This is a genomic window from Streptomyces sp. NPDC057302 (assembly GCF_042667685.1).
Taxonomy (GTDB): domain Bacteria; phylum Actinomycetota; class Actinomycetes; order Streptomycetales; family Streptomycetaceae; genus Streptomyces.
In genome coordinates this window covers 16,893-39,095 of sequence record NZ_JBHUZJ010000024.1, presented here as the reverse complement: position 1 = coordinate 39,095, position 22,203 = coordinate 16,893, and the positions used below count along the sequence as shown (strand labels likewise).

The 22,203-nt window shown below is 71.5% G+C and carries 17 protein-coding genes; 7 read left to right on the top strand and 10 right to left on the bottom strand.

Going from position 1 to position 22,203, the window contains the following annotated elements:
• The first annotated feature begins 26 nt into the window (after positions 1-26).
• Entirely contained in the window at positions 27-803 is a 777-nt protein-coding gene (locus ACFUPX_RS18940) for an SDR family NAD(P)-dependent oxidoreductase (RefSeq protein WP_383323283.1), read from the top strand.
• 81 nt (positions 804-884) lie between these two features.
• Positions 885-1,835 carry an oxidoreductase gene (locus ACFUPX_RS18935; protein ID WP_383323280.1) on the top strand — a complete coding sequence of 317 codons (951 nt, stop codon included), beginning with the start codon at positions 885-887 and terminating at the stop codon, positions 1,833-1,835.
• Between the two features lie 125 nt (positions 1,836-1,960).
• On the opposite strand, the gene ACFUPX_RS18930 is transcribed toward ACFUPX_RS18935, so the two are convergent.
• Positions 1,961-2,491, bottom strand: coding sequence for a hypothetical protein (locus ACFUPX_RS18930; protein ID WP_383323277.1), 531 nt, complete (start codon positions 2,489-2,491; stop codon positions 1,961-1,963).
• Positions 2,492-2,710: 219 nt separating this feature from the next.
• Here ACFUPX_RS18930 and ACFUPX_RS18925 point away from each other — a divergent pair, with 219 nt between their 5' ends.
• Positions 2,711-3,346: a hypothetical protein gene (locus ACFUPX_RS18925; RefSeq protein WP_383323274.1), complete on the top strand. Its 636-nt coding sequence runs from the start codon at positions 2,711-2,713 to the stop codon at positions 3,344-3,346.
• 23 nt (positions 3,347-3,369) lie between these two features.
• Here the strand turns inward: ACFUPX_RS18925 and ACFUPX_RS18920 are convergent, their stop codons facing one another.
• The 3 genes from ACFUPX_RS18920 to ACFUPX_RS18910 form a co-directional block, all read right to left on the bottom strand.
• The gene (locus ACFUPX_RS18920) at positions 3,370-5,736 is read right to left on the bottom strand and encodes a discoidin domain-containing protein (RefSeq protein WP_383323271.1); all 2,367 of its coding nucleotides are present in this window, start codon (positions 5,734-5,736) and stop codon (positions 3,370-3,372) included.
• A 236-nt stretch (positions 5,737-5,972) separates the two neighbouring features.
• A complete protein-coding gene (gene ppdK, locus ACFUPX_RS18915; protein WP_383323268.1) occupies positions 5,973-8,732 on the bottom strand; it encodes a pyruvate, phosphate dikinase in 2,760 nt (919 codons plus the stop codon).
• Between the two features lie 405 nt (positions 8,733-9,137).
• Positions 9,138-10,394, bottom strand: coding sequence for an ROK family protein (locus tag ACFUPX_RS18910; protein WP_383323266.1), 1,257 nt, complete (start codon positions 10,392-10,394; stop codon positions 9,138-9,140).
• Between the two features lie 137 nt (positions 10,395-10,531).
• Between ACFUPX_RS18910 and ACFUPX_RS18905 the strand changes: the two genes are divergently transcribed.
• A complete protein-coding gene (locus ACFUPX_RS18905) occupies positions 10,532-11,962 on the top strand; it encodes a hypothetical protein (RefSeq protein WP_383323437.1) in 1,431 nt (476 codons plus the stop codon).
• Complete coding sequence (locus ACFUPX_RS18900) at positions 11,955-13,919, top strand: glycogen debranching N-terminal domain-containing protein (RefSeq protein WP_383323263.1); 1,965 nt, start codon at positions 11,955-11,957, stop codon at positions 13,917-13,919. Before ACFUPX_RS18905 ends, ACFUPX_RS18900 begins: the two co-directional genes overlap by 8 nt.
• Positions 13,920-14,107: 188 nt before the next feature.
• Here the strand turns inward: ACFUPX_RS18900 and ACFUPX_RS18895 are convergent, their stop codons facing one another.
• The 5 genes from ACFUPX_RS18895 to ACFUPX_RS18875 are packed head-to-tail and all read right to left on the bottom strand — an operon-like array spanning position 14,108 to position 18,885.
• Positions 14,108-15,352, bottom strand: coding sequence for an NAD(P)/FAD-dependent oxidoreductase (locus ACFUPX_RS18895; RefSeq protein ID WP_383323261.1), 1,245 nt, complete (start codon positions 15,350-15,352; stop codon positions 14,108-14,110).
• A gap of 6 nt (positions 15,353-15,358) precedes the next feature.
• Positions 15,359-15,550 (bottom strand): ferredoxin, encoded by a 192-nt coding sequence (locus ACFUPX_RS18890; protein ID WP_383323258.1) that lies wholly within the window; start codon positions 15,548-15,550, stop codon positions 15,359-15,361.
• 26 nt (positions 15,551-15,576) lie between these two features.
• On the bottom strand, positions 15,577-16,431 hold the full coding sequence (locus tag ACFUPX_RS18885) for a fumarylacetoacetate hydrolase family protein (RefSeq protein WP_383323255.1): 855 nt from the start codon (positions 16,429-16,431) through the stop codon (positions 15,577-15,579).
• Positions 16,428-17,345, bottom strand: coding sequence for a 3,4-dihydroxyphenylacetate 2,3-dioxygenase (locus tag ACFUPX_RS18880; protein WP_383323252.1), 918 nt, complete (start codon positions 17,343-17,345; stop codon positions 16,428-16,430). The genes ACFUPX_RS18885 and ACFUPX_RS18880 overlap by 4 nt, the downstream gene beginning before the upstream one ends.
• Positions 17,338-18,885: an aldehyde dehydrogenase gene (locus ACFUPX_RS18875; protein ID WP_383323249.1), complete on the bottom strand. Its 1,548-nt coding sequence runs from the start codon at positions 18,883-18,885 to the stop codon at positions 17,338-17,340. The genes ACFUPX_RS18880 and ACFUPX_RS18875 overlap by 8 nt, the downstream gene beginning before the upstream one ends.
• A 216-nt stretch (positions 18,886-19,101) precedes the next feature.
• Between ACFUPX_RS18875 and ACFUPX_RS18870 the strand changes: the two genes are divergently transcribed.
• Together ACFUPX_RS18870 and ACFUPX_RS18865 are read left to right on the top strand one after the other, a co-directional pair.
• Positions 19,102-20,628: an aldehyde dehydrogenase gene (locus tag ACFUPX_RS18870; RefSeq protein WP_383323246.1), complete on the top strand. Its 1,527-nt coding sequence runs from the start codon at positions 19,102-19,104 to the stop codon at positions 20,626-20,628.
• Positions 20,613-21,449 (top strand): gamma-glutamyl-gamma-aminobutyrate hydrolase family protein, encoded by an 837-nt coding sequence (locus ACFUPX_RS18865; RefSeq protein WP_383323243.1) that lies wholly within the window; start codon positions 20,613-20,615, stop codon positions 21,447-21,449. The genes ACFUPX_RS18870 and ACFUPX_RS18865 overlap by 16 nt, the downstream gene beginning before the upstream one ends.
• A gap of 75 nt (positions 21,450-21,524) precedes the next feature.
• Here the strand turns inward: ACFUPX_RS18865 and ACFUPX_RS18860 are convergent, their stop codons facing one another.
• The gene (locus tag ACFUPX_RS18860) at positions 21,525-22,097 is read right to left on the bottom strand and encodes a MarR family winged helix-turn-helix transcriptional regulator (RefSeq protein WP_383323241.1); all 573 of its coding nucleotides are present in this window, start codon (positions 22,095-22,097) and stop codon (positions 21,525-21,527) included.
• Between the last annotated feature and the right edge of the window lie 106 nt (positions 22,098-22,203).

Below are 22,203 nucleotides of genomic sequence, written 5' to 3'. Positions count from 1 at the left end.
CGATCGTTCAAGAAAAGAGATCTGTCATGCCTTCAGCAGCACGCACCCGCTTCGCCGGCCGCACGGCCCTCGTCACCGGCGGCGGCTCCGGCCTCGGCCGCGCCATGGCGCTCGCCTTCGCCGCCGAGGGCGCGAACGTCGTCGTCGCCGGGCGCACCGAAGGCCCGCTCAAGGAGACCGTGGGGCTCGTCGAGGAGGCGGGCGGCACGGCAGTCGCCGTCACGGCCGACGTCTCGCGCTCCGCCGAGCTCGCGGCGCTGGTCGAGGCCACCGTCGAGCGGTTCGGCTCCCTGGACGTGGCCGTCAACAACGCGGGCGTCCTGCGCGCCGGTCAGCCGCTCGCGGAGCTGCCGGAGGAGGACTGGCGGACGATGCTCGACATCAACGTCACGGGGGTGCTGCTCGCCCTCCAGGCCGAGGTGAAGCATATGCGTACGCAGCCGGGCGGCGGGGCGATCGTCAACATCTCCTCCACGCTCGGTGCCCACATCAGCCTTCCGGGCACCATCGGGTACGGCACCACCAAGGCGGCGGTGTCCGCGCTGACCAAGGGTGCCGCCGCCGAGTACATAGGGGACGGAGTGCGGATCAACGCCGTGAGCCCCGGCTCCTCCGACACCAGCATGTCGCTGCGCCAGGGCGAGAGCCTGGACGAGCGCACGGAGCGCATGAAGACCTCGACGCCGCTCGGCCGGGTCTCGACGACCGCGGAGGTCGCGGCAGCCGTGCTCTACCTCGCGTCGGACGAATCGGCGTCGGTGGTCGGCGCGGACCTGGTGATCGACGGGGGCGCCGCGGCCTGACTCCCCTGTCCTGGGCCCGCACCCCCTACTCTCGGGTAGGAACAGGCGTGCACCCAAGCAGAAGGCAGAGGGAGCGGTGTCATGACGGGCTGGAACGCGAGCGACATCCCCGACCAGAGCGGCCGTACGGCCGTGGTCACCGGCGCCAACAGCGGCATCGGCTATGTCACCGCACGCGAACTCGCCCGCCGTGGCGCGCGCGTGATCCTTGCGTGCCGCAGCGAGGAGCGGGGGACGCGGGCGCTGGGACTTCTGCTGTCCGAAGTCCCGTCCGCCGAGGTGGAGTTCAGGCGGCTCGACCTGGGGGACCTAAGTTCGGTACGGGAGTTCGCGGAGTCGTACGACCGTGACGAGGCGGGCGGCGGCGGGCTCGATCTCCTCGTCAACAACGCGGGCGTGATGGCGTTGCCCTACCGGCAGACGGTGGACGGCTTCGAGTCGCAGTTCGGCGTCAACCACCTGGGGCACTTCGCGCTCACCGGGCTGCTGCTGCCCCGGCTCCTGCGGACGCCGGGGGCTCGGATCGTGACGGTGTCCAGCGCGTTCCACGCGCTGGGGAACATCGATATCGACGACCTCAACAGCGAGCGCAACTACCGTCGTTGGATCGCGTACGGCCGCTCGAAGACGGCGAACCTCCTGTTCGTCCACGAGCTGGCACGGCGCCTCGCGGCGAGCGGCTCCGACGTCGTGGCGGCCGCGGCGCATCCCGGTTACGCGGAGACGAATCTCCAGGCGGCAGGCCCCAAGATGGAGGGCCGCAGGATCGCCGAGCGCGTGATGTGGCTGGGCAACCGCGCATTGGCCCAGCCCGCGGCGGCGGGCGCGCTGCCATCGCTGTACGCGGCGACGGCGCGGGGCGTCCGCCCGGATTCGTTCACCGGGCCGCGGGTTCTGGGATGGCAGGGTGCGCCGGGAAAGTCTTGGCGGGCGAAGTGGACGCTGAACGATGCGGTGGCGCAGCGGCTTTGGGCGGCTTCGGAGGGGCTTACGGGGGTGCGGTACTCGGGTTCCAGCCCGTCCGGCGATTGAGGACGAGCTCGGCGAAGCCGGTGAACGACGGCAACCAAGGCCCTCGCGCCGGAGCGAGTTTTCGGGAAGGGGCGGGGTTGGGGAAAGCCCCGCAGGGCCCCAAGGCCCCCAACCCCGCCCCCCCCCTACCGCAACCCCGACACCTCAAAGACCCCCTTCGCCCCCTCCCCGTCGATACGAGCCGAGAGCCCCGCAAGAACCTCACCCCCGGTCCGCAGCAACCCCCGTTCCCGCGCATCCCGCGCCCCCGCGTCCAGCCGATGCAGCAACAGCGGATTCTCCGCGAGCACCTGGCAGTCCACCTGCACCCGATTCCCGAGGGAGTCGCACAGCACGAGCCGCGCCGCGACCCCCTCGCCACTCCGCCGTACGGCGGTCAGCAGCCCCGTACAGACGTGCCGGTGGCGCAGCAGGCCCCGCACGGCGAGCCACCCCGGCCCCGCCGTCACCCGCACCGGGTGCAGGATCAGGTAGAGCAGCCCCGAGAGCCCCACCCACAGCCCACCCCGCACCACGCCCAGCGTGCCGTTCGCCCAGTCGATGAAGACGATCAGCACGAAGAGCGCGAGGGAGCAGAAGACGGCGGCCCGCACATCGGCCGCCCAGCGCCGGTCGGCCACGACACCGTCCCCGCCCCCGCCCCTGTCATGTCGCATGTGCGGCACCGTAAGACGGACTGCACGCCGAGTCAGCGACATTGACGGCCCGCATACTCTTCCCCCGCCCCCTTTGACGTACCGCTGACGCCGACTGACGCCCCACGTCAAAGAGCCACGTCAAAGAGCCACGTCAATGAGGCCGGGACACGGACGCGGTCATCTGCCGACTGCGGTTCCGCCTTGCGGCGGGGCGGGGCCGGTCCTAGCGTCGGCGCCATGAGCGCGAGCAGCGGAAACAGCGGAAGCAGCGGGAGCAGCGGGAGCACCCGAGGCGCGGGCAAGAAGATCACCGAGAAGCTGTCGTCCGAAGCCCTGCGCGAGGCGACCGGCAAGGACTGGCCGCAGTGGTTCGAGGCGCTCGACTCCTGGGGCGCCACTTCCCGCGACCACACCGCGATCGCCCGCCACGTCCGCGAAGACCACGGTGTCGACGGCTGGTACGCCCAGTCCGTGGCCGTCGGCTACGAACAGGAGCGGGGCCTGCGCGAGGTCGGCCAGAGCAGTACGGGTCAGTGGCGCACCAGCGGCAGCAAGACGATCACCGCGTCACCGGCCCGGGTCATCGAGGCGTTCGCGGACGACGACGTACGCCACTGCTGGCTCCCCGAGGTCGACTTCACCCTCCGCACGCACCGCCCCGCAAAATCGGTGACGGCGGACTTCAAGAACACGACCTCCCAGGACACGCCCGGCGCCACCACCCGCATCTCCGTGACCCTCACGGTCAAGGGCCCGGAGAAGACGGTGGTGGGCGTCGGCCACGAGAAGCTGCGGGACGCGGCGGAGGTGGCGGCGTACAAGGTGTTCTGGCGAGAACGCCTGGCCGACCTGAAGACCCTCCTGGAATCCTGAGCCCCAGCCCAGGAGGAGGGTCCTCAGCCGCGCACCTCGAACCGATAGAGCGAATACCCGTACGACGTCTGCCGCTTCACCCCTTGCATACGTACGTACCGCACGGCACCGCCCTCCGCCGCATCGACCTCGATGGAGTCGACGCCCGCAGTCGTCCGCCCCCGCCGCTCGGCCACGGTCCGCCACCCCGAAGAGCCGCCGTCCTTCGAGACCTGGAGGTCGTAGTCGCGCCCGGCGGCCTCCTCCCAGTCGAGGACGACGCGGCGCACGGCCCTCTCCTCCCCCAGGTCGACGGTGATCCACTCACCGTCGGTGTACTGGGAGGCCCACCGGGTGGACGGATCGCCGTCCACGGCGTTCTCGGCCCCCAGGGACGGCGTCTCGGCCGACGAGGCAGTCACCTTGCGCCCCCGCGCCAGATCGGGAATGTCGAAAACCTGCACCGACCACACCATCCACCGGGCGCGGCCACTCTCCCGCCCGCGCACCCGCACGTACCGCGCCTTCGTGGCAGCGAACTCCAGCTCGTCCCAACCGGGTTGATCGAGCCCACGGCGTGACGCGACTCTCCGCCACCCACCCCCACCCCCCTCATCCACGGTCACTTCAATGTCGTACGAACTGCCGTGCTCAGTCCCCCAGTCGAGCCGCACCCGCGCCACATCACGCACTTCCCCGAGGTCGACCCGCAGCCAGGGCCCGCCCCGTTCGAGGCCGCTAATCCAGGCGGTGACGGGGTTGCCGTCGGATGCGTACGAGGGGTGCGCGCCGGAGGACGCGGTGGCGGGAGCGCCGAAGGCGAGCTGGTCGGGTTCGGCGAGGGTGGGAGTGACCGTCGTGAGGCCGGGGCCCAGCGAGCCGCGCCGCAGCAGCGCGGTGAACTCCCCGTACGCCAGGCCCTGCCCGGCGCCGCTCCACATCTTCTGGGCGAGTGTTCCGTATGTCTTCTCGATGAGCCCGTGGACGTCCTGCTGGGTGTAGGTGGCGTGGACGAGGTCGTTCCAGACGGCGGACATGGCACCGCGCAGGGCGGGATCGCCGGGAGCGAGACTTTCCTTCCCCGGAAAGACGTGCGGCTCCCAACTGTCGTACAGATAGCGACCATCGAGCCCATGCCCGTGGTAGTAGTCGGCGAACGGGACGACGTACAGCAGCCCGTCGTTGGTGTTGACGATCTCGTACCCGTCGGCCTTGGCGGCCTGCGGCCCGTACCAGCCGTTGTTCCAGCTGTGGACGGTGACGTCCCGGTCGTACCCGGCGGCCGAACCGGCCATCTCGGTCAGGCTCCCCCAGGCGCGCGGATGCTTGCCGAGGGAGCGCACATGCTCGGCCATGTCGTTGAAGTAGGCCCGGTACTGCTTCTCGGGCCCGGTGTACTCATCGGCGCCGTAGTGCACCTCGGGACTCCGGAACCACGGCACGAACTCCTCGAAGACCTCCTTCATGAAGGCCGTCGTCTCGGGCTTGGCGAGGTCGAGGTGATCGGAGTTGCCGCCGTCGAGCCCGAGGGAGGGCCGGAAGCGTACGAAGGAGCGTGAGTGCGCCGGGGCGTCGATCTCGGGGGTGAGCTGGACGGCGTGCAGGGCGGCGGTGTCCTCGAAGGAGTCCCAGTCGGCACGGGAGTACGACCCGTCGGGCGCCGCGAGCCCTTCCCACTCAGGGGCGTCACTGCGCAGCCGGAAGGCGTCATAGGCCTTGCTCCAGTCGCCGCCCGGAGCCTTGATCTCATTGTCATTGAGATGGAGTTGCAGATCGTTGAGCTTGAACCACCCCATGACCCGGAGGTAGTCCCGCACGAACCCGGGCGTGAAGAACCGCCGCCCGACGTCCAGCATGAAGCCGCGAAGCCGGTAGTTGGGCCAGTCCTGCGCGGTGCCGACGGGTACGTGGGACCGCAGCTCGTCGTGCAGCAGAATCTGAAGGAGAGAGCGAGTCCCGTAGTAGACACCGCTGTAGGCGGGCGCGGTAATGGTGACGGCGCCACCCGTGACCCGGAACTCATACCCCTCGCGAGCGTAGAGCTGCCCGCCCTTGGTGTGCCGGGCCGCCGGATCGAGCCGCAGCAGGATCTCACCGTCACCGGCCCGCGAGCGCCGGGTGGTACGGGCCGGGGCGATCGCGAGGCCGGTCACGTCGGCGATGTCACGAGTCAACTGCCGAGCCAGCGGCAGCAGTTGCCGCGCATCCTGCACCGGCACGACGACCCGCGAACCCGACCCCAGCCGGTAGGCACCGTCACCGCCCTGCCACTCCTGGAGGGCGGGGATGACGGCGGGGCGCGGATTGCCGCGGGCCGCCGCCTGGGCGAGGGCCGGCCGCAACGGCAGGGCGACGGCGGCTCCCGCGACAGCTGTCGCGGCGATGAGAGTGCGACGGGAGAGGTTCGTCATGGCAGTGGACTACACCACTCAACTCCCCACCACCACAAGGGAACCAACAGAAACGGACCGAGGAGAACACGCGCACCGAGGGGTACATCTCGGCAGTCTCCGCAGAGAACGACCGAAGGGGCAGCATCCCCGCACAGGATGCTGCCCCTTCGTGGTGAACCGGAGTCGTCGCCGCATCGGTGAGGGTCGGGGACACGGCGACGACCCCGGAGTTCTACCGGTGGCCCTGGAGGGACCTACCGGTGGTCGCTGCCCGCCGAGTCGGACGCCGCGCGGCCTGCCTCCAGGCGGGCCACCGGGATCCGGAACGGGGAGCAGGAGACGTAGTCCAGGCCGACCTCGTGGAAGAAGTGGACGGACTCCGGGTCGCCGCCGTGTTCGCCGCAGACGCCGAGCTTCAGGTCGGGGCGGGTGGCGCGGCCGGCCTTGACCGCGTCCTTGACCAGCTTGCCGACGCCGTCCTTGTCGATGGTCTCGAAGGGGGAGACCCCGAAGATGCCCTTCTCCAGGTACGCGGTGAAGAACGAAGCCTCCACGTCGTCGCGCGAGAAGCCCCAGACCGTCTGCGTGAGGTCGTTCGTGCCGAAGGAGAAGAACTCGGCGGCCTCCGCGATCTGGTCCGCCGTGAGCGCGGCACGCGGCAGCTCGATCATGGTGCCGAGCGCCAGCTTCAGCGTGATGCCCGTCGTCGCCTCCACCTCCGCGATGACCTGCTCGGCCTCCTCGCGGACGATCTCCAGCTCCTGGACCGTACCGACGAGCGGAATCATGATCTCCGCGCGCGGGTCGCCCTTGGCGTTCTTGCGCTCGGCCGCGGCCTCGGCGATCGCCCGTACCTGCATGGTGAACAGGCCGGGGATCACGAGGCCCAGACGTACGCCTCGCAGGCCCAGCATCGGGTTCTGCTCGTGCAGGCGGTGCACGGCCTGGAGCAGGCGCAGGTCGTTCTCGTTCGCGTCCTTGCGGGACTCGGCGAGGGCGACGCGGACCGAGAGCTCCGTGATGTCCGGGAGGAACTCGTGCAGCGGCGGGTCCAGGAGGCGGACCGTCACCGGGAGGCCGTCCATCGCCTCGAAGAGCTCCACGAAGTCGCGCTTCTGGAGCGGGAGAAGCTCCTTGAGGGCCTCTTCGCGCGCCTCGTCCGCGTCGGCGAGGATCAGCCGCTCGACCATCTCGCGGCGCTCACCGAGGAACATGTGCTCGGTGCGGCACAGGCCGATGCCCTGGGCTCCGAAGCGGCGGGCGCGCAGGGCGTCCTCGGCGTTGTCGGCGTTGGCGCGGACCCGCAGGCGGCGCACCCGGTCCGCGTACGCCATGATCCGGTGCACGGCGCCGACCAGTTCGTCGGCGTCGTCGGCGCCCGCGTGCATCCGGCCCTCGAAGTACTCGACGACCGGTGAGGGGACCACGGGCACCTCGCCCAGGTACACCTTGCCCGTGGAGCCGTCGATGGAGACGACGTCGCCCTCCTCGACGACGGTGCCGCCCACCGTCATGCGGCGCCGCTTGGTGTCGACCTCCAGGTCCTCGGCGCCGCAGACGCACGTCTTGCCCATGCCGCGGGCGACGACGGCCGCGTGCGAGGTCTTGCCGCCGCGCGAGGTCAGGATGCCCTCGCAGGCGATCATGCCGTCGAGGTCGTCGGGGTTGGTCTCGCGGCGGATGAGGATGACCTTCTCGCCCGAACGCGACCACTTGATGGCGGTGTACGAGTCGAAGACCGCCTTGCCGACGGCGGCACCGGGTGACGCGGCGATGCCGCGGCCCAGCTGCTCGACCTTCGCGTCCTCGTCGAAGCGCGGGAACATCAGCTGCGCGAGCTGGGCGCCGTTGACGCGCTGCAGCGCCTCGGCCTCGTCGATCAGGCCCTGGTCGACGAGCTGCGTCGCGATGCGGAAGGCGGCACCGGCGGTGCGCTTGCCGACGCGGGTCTGGAGCATCCACAGCTGGCCGCGCTCGATGGTGAACTCGATGTCGCACAGGTCCTTGTAGTGCGTTTCGAGGGTCTCCATGATCTGCATGAGCTGGTCGTACGACTTCTTGTCGATCTGCTCCAGATCGGCGAGCGCGACGGTGTTGCGGATGCCCGCCACCACGTCCTCGCCCTGGGCGTTCGTCAGGTAGTCGCCGTACACGCCCTGGTGGCCGCTGGCCGGGTCGCGGGTGAACGCGACGCCCGTGCCGGAGTCCGGGCCGAGGTTGCCGAAGACCATCGAGCAGATGTTGACCGCGGTGCCCAGGTCGCCGGGGATGCGCTCCTGGCGGCGGTAGAGCTTGGCGCGGTCGGTGTTCCACGACTCGAAGACCGAGCGGATCGCGAGGTCCATCTGCTCGCGCGGGTCCTGCGGGAAGTCGCGCCCGGCCTCGGTCTTGACGATCTTCTTGAACTTGGTGACCAGCTTCTTCAGGTCGGCGGCCTCGAGGTCGGTGTCGACCACGACCTTCTTCGCCGCCTTGGCCGCCTCCAGGGCGTCCTCGAAGAGCTCGCCGTCGACGTCCATGACGGTCTTGCCGAACATCTGGATGAGGCGGCGGTAGGAGTCCCACGCGAAGCGGTCGTCGCCGGACTGCTTGGCCAGGCCCGTCACCGACTTGTCGGAGAGCCCGATGTTCAGGACGGTGTCCATCATTCCGGGCATCGAGAACTTGGCGCCCGAGCGGACCGAGACGAGCAGCGGGTCGTTGGCCTGACCGAGCTTCTTGCCCATCTCCTTCTCGAGGGCGTCGAGGTGCGCACTGACCTCGTCGCGCAGCTCGACCGGCTCCTCGCCGCTGGCGAGGTAGGTCTTGCAGGCCTCTGTGGTGATCGTGAAGCCCGGAGGGACGGGCAGCCCGAGGTTGGTCATCTCGGCGAGGTTCGCGCCCTTCCCGCCGAGAAGGTCCTTGAGGTTCCTGTTGCCCTCGGTGAAGTCATAGACGAACTTCACGGCCGCATCGCTCGCATCGCTGTCGCTCGCATCGCTCTGCGCTACGTGGGGATCTTTGTTTTCCGACACGGGTCTCGACTCCTCGAGGACTCGGTGGCTGCCCTGACGGCGAGGAACATACCCAGATCGAAGGCGCCTGGGTACGTCCACTTGTGCGTCATACGGCTGTAACCACCCGTCCGCCAGTAGATCGAAAGTAACTCGGCGGTAGCTCGACAAGAGGTCATGCGTTCAAATACTGAACGCATGACTCCTGTAGACCCGGTGTTTCGCTCGAATGAGCGGCCAATACTCAGATGTGAGTTCACCTCATGAATGATCGAGCAGTGGCACTGAGTGCCACCCCTTGGAGAAGTGCAGCCGCCCCGGAACCGCTCATCTGAGCGCAAGGCCTATCAGGGGTGGCGAGAATCACGCCGTTTGAGGCCGCCCGATGTCAGTATCCGGACGCGTGCCGAGACGGTCCCGCGCCCGTCACACGCCGAGCGCGGCCAGCCGCTCCTCCACCCGCTTCGGGGCGTACAAGTGCTCCACCACGAGCGTTCCCGCACCTACGAGGGCCGCGCGCTCACCGAGGCGCGAGGTGACGACCTCCAGATGAGCGGTGGAGCGGGGCAGGGCCCGCTGGTAGAGCAGTTCGCGCACACCGGTGAGGAACGGTGTTCCGGCCAGATCTCCGGCGATCATGAGAACGCCCGGGTTCAGGAGCGTGACGACCGTGGCGAGAACCTCGCCGACGTGCCGCCCCGCCTCACGCGCGAAACCCACCGCCTCAGGGTTGCCCGCCTCCAGGAGCCGGCGCACGTCCGCCCCCGAGGCGGCCGGGACGCCCGCCTCCGTCAGTCCGCGGGCCACCGCACGGCCGCTGGCCACGGCGGCGAGGCAGCCGTAGGAACCGCACTTGCACAGGGCGCCCGCGCCCTCCGGCACCCTGATGTGGCCGATGTCCCCCGCGCCGCCGTCGATGCCCCGGTAGACCGCGCCGTCGACCACGACGCCCGCGCCGATGCCGGTGGAGACCTTGACCAGGGCGAAGGCCGCGCACTGCGGGTAGGACGCGCGCTGTTCGCCGTACGCCATGAGGTTCGCGTCGTTGTCGACCAGGACCGGGATGCGGGCCGGGCCGCCCGTCTGCTCGGCGAAGGCGCGGCGCAGACGGCCTCTTATGTCGTAGCCGTCCCAGCCCGGCATGATCGGCGGCTGGACGACGCGGCCCGTCTCGCTGTCCACGGGGCCCGGCACCGCGAGCCCGATGCCGCAGACCGCATCGGGGGCGCGGCCGGCCTTGCGCAGCAGCTCGGCGAAGCGCACGCCCAGTTCGCCGAGGACCGCCTGCGGGCCGTCCTCGATCGCCAGGGGGCCCGCGTGCTCGGCGATGATCTCGCCGGTGAGGCCGAGCAGGGCGGTGCGGGCGTGCCGGGTCTCCAGGTCGGCTGCGAGGACGACGGCGTGGGCGTCGTCAAACTCCAGGCGGACGGCCGGGCGCCCGCCGAGCGGCGAGCCTGCCCTGCCTGGGGCGCCTCCGACGCCCTCCCGCAGCCAGCCCGCGCGGAACAGCCGGTCGAGGCGCTGGCCCACGGTGGCCCGGGAGAGTCCGGTGGCCTCCTGGAGGGCGCCGCGCGTGGTGGCCCGCCCGCTGCGCACCAGGTGGAGCAGGTCCCCGGCACCGGCGTGCTGCCCTCCCCCGCGTCCCCCCGTCGCCTGCCCCTCGTGCTCCGTCCGGTCCGGCATTCCCTCTCCCCTTGCGCTCATCAACTCCGCGTTACATATTGGGTTTTGCGTGTTAAGTAGACGTAACTCTAGAGTGGGCACCACCAAACTGACAGGGCGTAGAGCCCTTCGGGGAGAACCGCGTGGACCGCACGGACATGGGCCGCACAGCCCAGCTCACCGCCCGCCGCACCCCGGCCTCGCTGCGCGAGCGTGCCGCCGATGTCCTGCGGGCCAACTGGACGGGTACGTCGACGGTCCCTTCCCGGGAGCTCTATCCGCACCAGTGGTCGTGGGACTCCGCGTTCATCGCGATCGGGCTTCGCCATCTCTCCCCCTTACGGGCCCAGTTGGAGCTGGACACGCTGTTCGCCGCCCAGTGGGGCGACGGCCGCGTACCGCACATCGTGTTCAACCCTTCCGTCCCCCTGGACGCCTACTTTCCCAGCCCCGACTTCTGGCGCTCCACCACGGTCGGCCGCGCCGCCGGGGCACCCGGTGCCGTGCAGACCTCCGGCATCGTGCAGCCGCCGGTCCACGCGCTGGCCGTCTGGCTGGTCCACCGGGCCGACCCCGGCCTCTCCCGCGCCCGCTCGTTCCTGGCCCGCGCCCACCCTCGGCTCGCCGCCTGGCACCGCTATCTGCTGGAGCGCAGGAACGCGGGCGGCGCGGGCCTCGCCTCCGTGATCCACCCCTGGGAGCAGGGGATGGACAACAGCCCTTGCTGGGACGCACCGTTGAGCCGCGTGGCCCCGGCGGACCCGGCCGCGTACCGCCGCGCGGACCTGGACCACGGCGCTCCGGAGGACCGGCCGACCGATCTCGACTACGGCAGATACGTACGTCTGGCCGCCGACTACAGGGATGGCCGATACGCCGACGGGGCAGGCGAGTTCGCCGTCGAGGACCCCTCCTTCAACGCGCTCCTGATCGCCTCCGAGTACGCACTGGCGCGTATCGAGGCCGAGTTGGGCCTGCACGAGGCCTCCGCCACGCGGAAGATCCGGGCAGCGGCCCTCACCAGCACCCTCGTGGAGCGCCTGTGGGACCCGGCGCGGGGCCTCTTCCTCTGCCGCGACCTGCGCTCCGGGCATCCTGCCGGGGAGTTGGTGCCGGAGCGCGGGGTCGGCGGTCTGGTCCCGCTGATCCTGCCCGCACTGCCCCGCCGCGTCGCCACCGCACTCGTACGGACCGCGTGCGGACCGCACTTCGGACTCGGCGGGCCCGCGCGGCTCGTGCCGAGCTACGACCTCACGGGGAGCGCCTTCGACCCGCGCCGGTACTGGCGCGGGCCCGCGTGGTTCAACACCAACTGGCTCTTCGAGCGCGGACTTCGGCTGCACGGCGAGCGTGCGCGGGCCGACGCCCTGCGGCGTGCGCTGCTCGATGTGGCCGGGGAATCCGGGTTCGCGGAGTACGTGGACCCGTACACAGGGCGGGGCTGCGGTGCGCGCGGCTTCGGCTGGAGCGCCGCGCTCGCCCTGGATCTGCTGCTCGACGATCCCGCCGGGCGTGACGAGGAGCCGCACGGGAGGCCCGCCGAGGCGCCTGCCGTGACGGCGACCAGGGAGGGGTTCGGGGATGAATGATCGGCGTCAGACACTGGTGCGGGGCGGTACGTTCGCGGTGCTCGGCTCGGGCGGCGACATCAGCGGGGTGCGGGGCGGCACGGCTCCGGACGGCCTCTTCGTGCGCGACGCCCGGCACCTGAGCCGCTGGCAGCTGACGGTCGACGGGGCCGTCCCGGAGATCCTCGCACCGGTGTCGGACACCGACGCGGACGCGGGTGTCGCACGGTGCGTCCTCGTCCCGCGTGGCGGCAGGCAGGAGCCCGCGTCCTGCACGCTCTTCCGCGAACAGGCGGTCACGGACGGCGCGTTCGTGGAGTCGCTGCGCGTCACGTGCAATCGCGCGGTGCCGACGACCGTACGCCTCGCGCTGACCGTGGACGCCGACTTCACCGACCAGTTCGAGCTGCGCTCGGACCACCGTACGTACGCGAAGACGGGCGCCGTCAGGTCGCGCAAGGTCATCGGCGGCGGTGAGGGCGAGGAGATCCGGGGCATCGAGTTCGCCTACCGCCGCCGTGAGTGGTGTTCGCGGACGACGGTGACGGCGGAGCCCGCCCCTGACGCCGTCGAGGAGACCGGGACCGGCGCACGGCGGCTCGTGTGGACCCTCGGCCTGGACGCGCACGGCACAGCAGAGGTGGCACTGCGTGTCGCGGCGCACCCGCACGGAGCACCGGGGCCACGCGTCCCGGCGACCCCGAAGGAAGCGGCCGCTCAACTCGACTCCCTGGAAACAGACTTCGCATCGGGCATCGAGATCCCCGGCGGCTGGCCGGACCTTGCGGCGGCGTGCCGGCGGGGCCTCGCGGACCTCGCCGTACTCCAGGTATCCGCGTCGGGACCGGACGGCGAGGCGCTGAGCGTCCCGGCGGCGGGAGTCCCCTGGTTCGTGACGCTGCTGGGCCGCGACGCCCTGCTGACCTCGCTCTTCGCCCTCCCCTACCTGCCGCGCCTGGCCGCGGCGACGCTCCCCGCGCTGGCCGCCGCCCAGGCGACGGAGGCCACCGACGGTGCGGTGGCCCAGCCGGGCAAGATCGTGCACGAGGTGCGGTACGGGGAGCTGGCGCACTTCGGGCAGGTGCCGTACGGGCGCTACTACGGGTCGGTGGACGCGACCCCGCTGTTCCTGGTCCTGCTCGGCGCGTACACGGAGCAGTCCGGCGACACGGCCCTGGCCCGCCGCCTGGAGCCGCACGCGCGGGCCGCCGTCGGCTGGCTCCTGGACCACGGCGGCCTCACCTCGCGCGGCTACCTCGTGTACCGCGCGGACGAGGGCGGCCTCGCCAACCAGAACTGGAAGGACTCCCCCGGCGCGATCTGCTCCGCCGACGGCAGCCGCGCCACGGGCCCCGTGATGGCGGCGGGCGCGCAGGGCTACGCGTACGACGCGCTCGGCCGTACGGCGTGGCTGGCGCGCACGGTCTGGGGCGACGACGTGTACGCGGACCTGCTCACGCAGACGGCGGCGGACCTGCGGGACCGCTTCCAGCGGGACTTCTGGATGCCGTCGCGGGGCTTTCCCGCGCTGGCCCTGGACGGCGAGGGACAGCAGGTCGACGCGCTGGCCTCGGATGCCGGTCATCTGCTGTGGTCGGGGCTCCTGGACAAGGAGTACGGGGAGACGGTGGGCCGCCGCCTCCTGGAAGCGGACTTCTTCTCGGGCTGGGGGGTACGCACCCTGGCCGCGGGCCAACCGGCCTACCACCCGCTGTCCTACCACCGGGGTTCGGTATGGCCGCACGACAACGCCCTGATCACCCTGGGGCTGGCACGCTACGGCCTCCACGACGAGGCGCGGGCGGTGGCACGGGGCCTGGTGGCGGCGGCGTCCCGGGGCGGCGACCGGCTGCCGGAGGTGATCGCGGGGTACGGGCGGGAGTCCTATCCGGGGCCGGTTCCGTATCCGCACGCGTGCGTACGGGAGTCGCGGTCGGCGGCGGCGCCGCTCGCGCTGCTGAGTGCGGTGGGTGGGTAGCGGGGTTCGGCGCTCCGGGGCCTTGCGTGCCCTCATCGCCGGCCGCGCCGAGCTCGTCCTCGAACGCCGGAGGGGCTGAAATGTCCAGCCCGGCCGGCGTTCGAGGCCATCTTGTCTGGGGTCCAGGGGGCGGAGCCCCTTGGTTTCGGGAAGGGGCGGCATTGGGGAAAGCCCCGCAGGGATAGCCCCTACGGCACCTTCTCCGCCTCCGGCACCACCATCAGCTCCCCCCGATATCGCCCCGCCAGACCCCCCGCCCGGCCACCCCCCAGCGCGACGACCCCCACCAACCGCTCCCCCACGTAATACCCGAACACCACGTCCCCCTCCTCGGCCCCGGCATCCCCCTCCAGCAGCCGGACCCGCTCCCCCACCCCCGGCAGCCCGAACGACTGCACCCGCACATCGAACTGATCGCTCCAGAAGGACGGCAACGGCGCGAACGGCGCCAAGCCGTCCGGCATCGACGCAGGCGACGTCGCCGAAGCCCCACCCCCCAGCCCCGCCACCAGCACCCGCGCCGCATGCTTCGCACAGTCCGCAGGCATCGACCAGTGCTCGACCCGCCGCGCGACCTCCCCGTACCGAGGGTTCGGGAAGCGCGCCACGTCCCCCACGGCCACGGCGTACGGCAGCCCGCCGATGCGCAGATGCGCGTCGCAGAGGATGCCGTCGGTCAGATCGAGGCCGAGCCCCGCGCCCCCACCCCCGCGCAACCACTCCACGTTCGGCACCGACCCGACCGCCTCGACCACGACATCGGCGGCACACACGCTCCCGTCGTCCAACACCACTCCGCCCTCACGCAGTTCGGACACCAAACGCCCCATCCGGAACCGCACCCCCCGCGCCTCGTGCCGCCCCCGCAGCACCCGCCCCAGCGCCTCCCCCACCGCCAGCATCATCGGCTCGGCCTCCGGCGCGACGACGGTCACCTCACAGCCCGCCTTGCGGGCCGTGGCCGCCACCTCGCAGCCGATGAAGCCCGACCCGATCACCAACACCCGTACACCTACACCCAGTTGACGGCGCAGGCCCGCCGAGTCCTCCAGCGTCCGTACGACATGCCGCGGTGGCCCTCCGGCCAGCGGAAGCCTGCGTGGCCGCACCCCTGTAGCGGCCACCAGACCCTCGTACGCGTGGACCGAACCGTCGGCCAGCGTGAGTGTGCGCGCGGCCAGGTCGGCGGACTCGACCGCCGTGCCCAACAGCCATTCGACGTCACCGATGCTGGGTCGATGACGTAGCTCCGTGGCCGTGGCGGGAGCCTCACCGGCGAGGACCTCCTTGGACAACGGGGGACGGTTGTAAGGGAGATGGGTCTCGTCCCCGTACACCGTGATCGCCCCTGCCCACCCCGCGGCCCGCAGCTGTTCCGCCGCCCGCAGTCCGCCGAGCGACGCGCCGACGACAGCGATTCCCGCCGTGGCCACGGCCGGTCAGCCCTCGACCCGGATGGCCTGCAGCGGGCAGACGTCGGCGGCGTCCTCCGCGTCGGCGCGCAGGGCGTCGTCGGGCGATTCGACGTACGCGAGACGGCCGCTCTCGTCGAGCGTGAAGACGTCCGGCGCGGCGAAGACGCACTGCCCGTGGTCCTGGCAGACGTCCAGGTCGACAGTCACCTTGAGCATATGAACTCCCTTGCGAGGAAAGGTACTTAGCGGCGCGGGGGCCGGATTCCGCGGAACTCCCAGTCGCCCCCGAAGGCCGTCGAGACGACCTCCTCGGACTCCGTGGGCTGCGCGCCGACGTCGGAGCGGATGGCCGTGGGGCCGGCGACGATGTGGTTCGTGAGGCGGCCGAGGCCCTCGGCCTCGACCTCGACGACGTCTCCCGGCCGGACAGGCCTGGAGTTGGCGGGGGTGCCGGACAGGAGCACGTCGCCCGGCTCCAGCGTGATCGTGCGGGCGATGTCGGCGACGAGGTAGTGCATGTCCCACCGCATCTCGTCCGTCGAACCGTCCTGCGCCAGCTGCCCGTTGACGTACGTCCGCAGGTATTTGGAGCGGAAGTCCCAGCCGGTGACGAGCCCGGGGCCCAGCGGGCAGAGCGTGTCGGAGCCTTTGACCCGGAGCATCGAACCGGCGTCGGTGTCGCGGAAGTCGTGCAGTCCGTAGTCGTTGGCGACGGTGTAGCCCGCGATGTACGCGCCCGCGTCGGCGGGGGCGACGTTGCGGCAGGTCCGCCCGATGACGATGCCGATCTCGCCCTCGTAGTTGAGGTACTTGCAGCCTTCGGGGCGGACGACCGCGCCGCCGTGGGCGTTCAGCGCCGAGACCGGCTTGTGGAAGTAGGTGGGGGCGGGCGGCAGGCCGACGCCGAACTCGTCCACCCTGCTGCGGTGGTTGAGGTGGACGGCGATCACCTTGGAGGGCCGCACGGGAGGCAGGTGGCTCGCGTCCGCCGCCTTCACGCGGCGTCCGTCCGCGGCGACGAGCTCGTCCCCCTCCCGCACGACCTGGACTGCGGCGCCTTCGAGGAGGATGCGGCGGTACTCGACGGTCGTCGTCATACGAGGGAGGCCTCACTCGGGTCGGGGACGGCGGTCCATCCCTGGGGCGGGCGGTCGAACCACAGGTGCATCTGGCCGGTGCCGACCGAGTTCTCGTACGCGCTGTAGGCGCGGCCCGGCGCGGAGCACCGCTCTTCTCCGAGAGCACCGATCATCATCAGGTAGTGGCCGAAGCGCGCCTCGGGCTTGTGGGTGAGGAACTCCGGCATCGTGCCCAGGACTTCGGCGTGGTCGCCGCGTTCGAGCCGCTCGATGCACTGCTCGTCCGCGGCCCGCGCCTGGGGCGTCCGGATGTGGGACGGTTCGCTCGACTCGTGGGCGCGCAGCTGCCGCAGCGGCCAGAAGGTGTGGGAGAGCGCGCCGGACGCGACGAGGAGGACCTTGCGGTCGGGCAGCGCGGCGATCCCGTCGGCGAGTGCGCGGCCGAGCCGCAGGTGGTCCTCGGTGTCGCCGGTCTGGCAGACGCCGATCGAGAGCCACTTCTTGTCCGGGAGGCCTTCGCCCAGGTACTTCCAGAGGTTGATCGTGGCGTAGTGGACCGGCAGGTACGGGTCGTCGATCGGGGTGATCCACGTCCCGTGCCGGTCGGCGAACTCCGTGATGGAGGCGGCGAGTTCGGGATCCCCGGGGTAGTCGTACGGCATCCGGCACATGCCGCGCGGCAGCTCCTCCGAGGTGAAGAGCCCGGCGCGGCGCGCGTGCGCGGAGACGACGAACTCGACCGTGGTGGCCCAGTGCGAGTCGAGGACGACGACGGTGTCGTGGCCGAGGGTCTCGAAGACCTCCTCGCGCAGCCGCCGCAGTCCTGGGACGAGACTGATCTCGCGGCCTTCGTTGAGCTCCTTGCGGGTCTCTTCGGGCAGCACGATGGTGGGCACGTGGGCGAGAAGCCCCGCCCCGACGATCTCACCCATGGCGGGCCCATCCTTCCCCAAGCTCTCGGCTCCGCTCGGGCAGGGCAGACCCCACTGGCGCGGTCACCGTGTTCTTCAGGTCGCAGTAGAAGTCGAAGGACCAGTCGCCGCCCTCGCGCCCGATGCCCGAAGCGCGTGAGCCGCCGAAGGGCGCCGAAAGGTCGCGTACGAAGAAGCAGTTGACCCAGACCGTGCCGGCGACGAGCCGTGCCGTGATCCGGTCGGCGCGTTCGCGGTCGCCGGTGGCGAGGGTAGCGGCGAGGCCGAAGCGGGTGCCGTTGGCGAGGCGCACGGCTTCGTCCTCGTCGCCGTCGGGGAAGGTCTGGAGGGTGAGGACGGGCCCGAAGACCTCTTCCTGCACGATCTCGGAGTCCTGGGCGACGTCGGTGAGGAGGGTGGGGAGGTAGTAGTTCCCGCCGAGTTCGGTGTTGCGGCCGCCGCCGGTGACCGCTTTCGCTCCCGCGTCCAGGGCGCGGCGCACGAATCCGTCGACGCGCTCGACGTGCCGGGGGTGGATGTTGGGCCCGACGTCGGTGGTCTCGTCGCGCGGATTTCCCTGAGTCAGCTTTGTTACCCGGTCAAGAAGGTGCCCGAGGAAAGCGTCCCGTGCGGATTCCTCGACCAGGATGCGGGTGGCGGCCAGGCAGACCTGCCCCGCGTTGTCGAACTGCTCGACGGCGAGGTCGGCCGCGAGCTCCGGATCGGCGTCGGCGAAGACGAGCAGCGGGGACTTGCCGCCCAGCTCGAAGCTGCACGGCACGAGGCGCGCGCCCGCGGTCACGGCGATCCGCCGCGCAGTGGGCACGGACCCGGTGAAGCTGATCCGCCGCACGTCGGGGTCGGCGACGAGCGGCTCGCCCACCTCCGCGCCGTACCCCTGCACCACGTTGAGGACCCCGGCGGGAAGCCCCGCCTCGTGCGCGATGTCCGCGAAGAGCGAGGCGGTCAGCGGGGTCCACTCGGCGGGCTTGAGGACGACGGTGCTCCCGGCGGCGAGCGCGGGCCCGATCTTCCAGCTGGCCAGCATCAGCGGGGCGTTCCACGGCGTGATGAGGACGGCGGGGCCCGCCGGGTCCCAGCTCACGTGGTTCGTGTGGCCCCTGGTCTCGAAGTCGTCGTGGGCGAGGGCGAGGAGGCGGTCGGCGAAGTAGCGGAGGTTGTGGGCGACGCGGGGCATGACACCGCGGCGGTGGGAGCGCAGGAGGGCGCCGTTGTCGGCGGTCTCGACGGCGGCGAGGTCCTCGATGCGGGCCTCGACCCCGTCGGCGACGGCGTGCAGGAGCCGGGCGCGCTCGGCGGGCGGGGTGGCGGCCCAGGCGGGAAAGGCCTCGCGGGCCGCGGCCACGGCCGCCCGCGCCTCTTCGGCCCCACCGCGGGCGATCTCGGCGAGCGGGCCGCCGTCGAGGGGCGAGTGGTCGGTGAAGGTGACCTCGGAGGCGACGCGCCTGCCGCCGATCCAGTGCCGGGTGTCGACGGGGACACCGGCGACGGTCGCCGTGTGCGGGGGATTCGCCGGTGGCGCGGGGACGGGGGGAGCCATGACTTCCTCCAGTTCGTTTGAACCCAAACAACATTAGGAGCGACGGGGTGACGCGGTCAACCCCTCGATAGGGTCGCCCCGTTCGGCTACCGTTTGAACTCAAACGAGGGGCGCGCGTGCCCTTGCTGGCGCCTACCTCCGTACGCATGCCACGGCACCTCACCGCACCCGCAGGCACCCCAAGGCGCGCACCCCAAGGCTCCCCAGGAGGAATCCATGCCGGAAGACGCCCTGGCCACCGGCGCCCACGACCCCGCCACCAGCGGCCATCAGGGCTGGTTGCGCCGGGCCGAAGCGCTCGTACTCCCCACCCGGCACCGCATCGCGGGCGCGGACGCGGACGGTTCGGGAAGCACGTTCCCCGTCGTCTCGCCGCGCGACGGCCGCACGCTCGCGCTGGTCGCGGACGCGGGCGAGAAGGAGGTGGACCTGGCGGTCGCCGCCGCTCGCCGCGCCTTCGACACCGGTCCGTGGCCGCGCCTCTCCCCCGCCGACCGGGGGCGGACCCTGCTGCGGATCGCCGCTCTCATCGAAGAGCACCGCTCTGCTCTTGCCCTCACGGTCACTCTGGAGAACGGCAAACCGATCACGGAGTCGTACGCCGTCGAACTGCGCGCCCTGGCGAACACCTTCCGCTGGTACGGCCAGCTCGCCGACAAGCTGACCGACACCGCCCCGCACACGGACCCCGGCGCGCTCGCACTCGTCACCCGCGAGCCGTCGGGTGTGGTCGGCGCGGTGGTCCCGTGGAACTTCCCGCTGACCCTGGCGGCCTGGAAGGTGGCACCGGCGCTGGCGGCAGGCTGCACGGTGGTCCTGAAGCCGTCCGAACTCACGCCCCTGTCCGCCCTGTTGCTCGGCAGGATCGCCGACGAGGCGGGCCTGCCGCCCGGCGCGCTCAACGTCGTCGCGGGCGACGGCCCGACCGCGGGCCGCGCGCTCGGCCGCCACCCGGACGTGGACGTACTCGCCTTCACGGGCTCCACGGCGGTGGGCCGCAAGTTCCTCCACTACGCCGCCGACTCCAACCTCAAGCGCGTCTGGCTCGAACTCGGCGGCAAGTCCCCCAACATCATCCTGCCCGACGCCCCCGACCTCGCCGCGGCGGCGGCCATCGCGGCCTGGGGCATCTTCTTCAACCAGGGCGAGATGTGCACGGCGCCCTCGCGGCTCCTGGTCCACGAGTCGGTGGCCCAGGACGTGACGGCGGCGGTCGTCGAGCGCGCCGAGGCCCTGCGGGTGGGCGATCCGCTGGACCCCGCCACGGAGATGGGCGCGCTGGCGGGCGCGGCACGGGTGGACTCCGTCCAGGAGCATGTGCGCCGAGGCACGGAGAGCGGCGCGCGCCTGCGGGCAGGGGGCATACACCGCGAAGTCGTCCCCGGCGGCAGCTACTTCGCGCCCACGGTCTTCGACCAGGTCACCCCCGCCATGCCGCTCGCCCGCGAGGAGGTCTTCGGCCCGGTCCTCTCCGTCCTCACCTTCGCCTCGCTCGACGAGGCGGTCGCCCTCGCCAACGACACGGAGTACGGGCTCGCGGCCGGCCTCTGGACCTCGGACCTGTCGACCGCGCACACGGTGGCGCGACGCCTGCGGGCCGGGACGGTGTGGGTCAACTGCTACGAGGAGGGCGACGTGACAGTGCCCTTCGGCGGCTACAAGCAGTCGGGCAACGGCCGGGACAAGTCGGTGCACGCGATGGAGAAGTACACGGAGCTGAAGACGACGTGGATCCAACTGTGAGGCTCCGCCGCCCCGGCCACCCCCACCGCCCCCGCCCGCTGATCGCCCTGCCGCAGCGATACGCGGCGTCGACTTCGGCGCTTCGGTACGAGGCCGTGGTGACGGCCCGTGCGTTGGCGGAGGCGGTGTTCCGTGCGGGCGGTGAGCCGTTCATGATGCTGCCGGGCCCGGCAGGGGAGGCAGCGGCACGGCTCGCGCGGTGCGACGGGCTGCTGCTGCCCGGGGGCGGGGACATGGCGCCGTGGCGGTACGGGGGCGGCGGTGGCGACGCCGGGGCGCAGGGGGTCCAGGTGCACGGGGCCGTGTACGACGTGGACGACGCGCAGGACGCGTTCGATCTGGCTTTGGCTCGGTGTGCCTTGGCCTGCGGCCTGCCTCTGCTGGCGGTCTGCCGGGGGTTGCAGGTGGTGAACGTGGCGCTGGGGGGATCGCTTCGGCAGGACATGGGTGGGGGCAAGGACATGGGTGGGGACGGGGACGGGGACGGAGGCAGGGTGGAGGGGGCGCATCGACATGTGGTGCACCCCGTGCGGGTTGCCGCGGGCTCTGTGGTGGCGCGTGCGCTGGGCGGCGCGCAGTCGGTGTCCGTCTCCTGCTTCCACCACCAGTGTGTGGAGCGGCTCGGGCGGGGGCTTGTAGCTACGGGGTGGGCAGCGGATGGGACCGTGGAAGCGCTTGAACTGCCGGGTGCGGACGGGTGGTTCGCTGCCGTGCAGTGGCACCCGGAGGACACGGCAGCCGCGGACTCGGCCCAGCAGGAGCTGTTCGGGGGGCTCATTCAAGCGGCAGAGCTACGCGATTTCAGCCCGTCCGGCGTTTGAGGACGAACTCGGCGGAGCCGGTGATCAACGGCGCCCGAGGCTTCGGAGTCGGCTCGAAGCCTCCCCCCAGGCACCTCACCCCTTGGCGCGTCGTCCGCTCCTGCGGGGCACCGGCTGCTCGCCGTCCAGGAGTTCCAGCCTGCGCTCGTCGCCCTTCTCCTCCGTCTGCACCACGATCTTCCGCAGCAGGTCCGCCAGGGTCCTGCACTCCTCGTCCGTCAGGCCGTCGGCGACGAACGCCTCCTCCGCGTTGAAGGCGGGGAACACCTTCTCCATCAGCCGCTCCCCCTCCTCCGTCAGGCGCAGCAGCGCGAGCCGTCCGTCGTCCGGGTGGCCCCGGCGCTCCAGCAGGCCCCTGCCCGCGAGGGTCCGGGCGACCCCGGTCAGCGTGCCCTTGGAGATGCCGGCCTCCTCGGCGACGTACCGCGTCTCCATCTCTCCCCAGATCCAGACCACGTACAGGACCACGAACGACGTCCACGTCAGCTCGGCCCCGCGCAGTACGGAGTTCTCGAAGTGCTGCCGGACGGCCGACGCCGCGCGGTAGATGTTCGAAACGGCGGCCATCTGCTCGTACTTGACGGGGGTGCCGCCGAGCTTGGCCCTGACCGCCTTCTCGGTCTCGCGGATGGAGCGGTAGCCCGTCACGTCCGTATCTCCTCGTCCCTCTGGTGCCGGTGGCGCCTGCGCGCCCCCAGTCTCCCAAGACCTCTTGCCGGGGCGCATGCGCGTCCGTACCATCAGCGCCACTCGA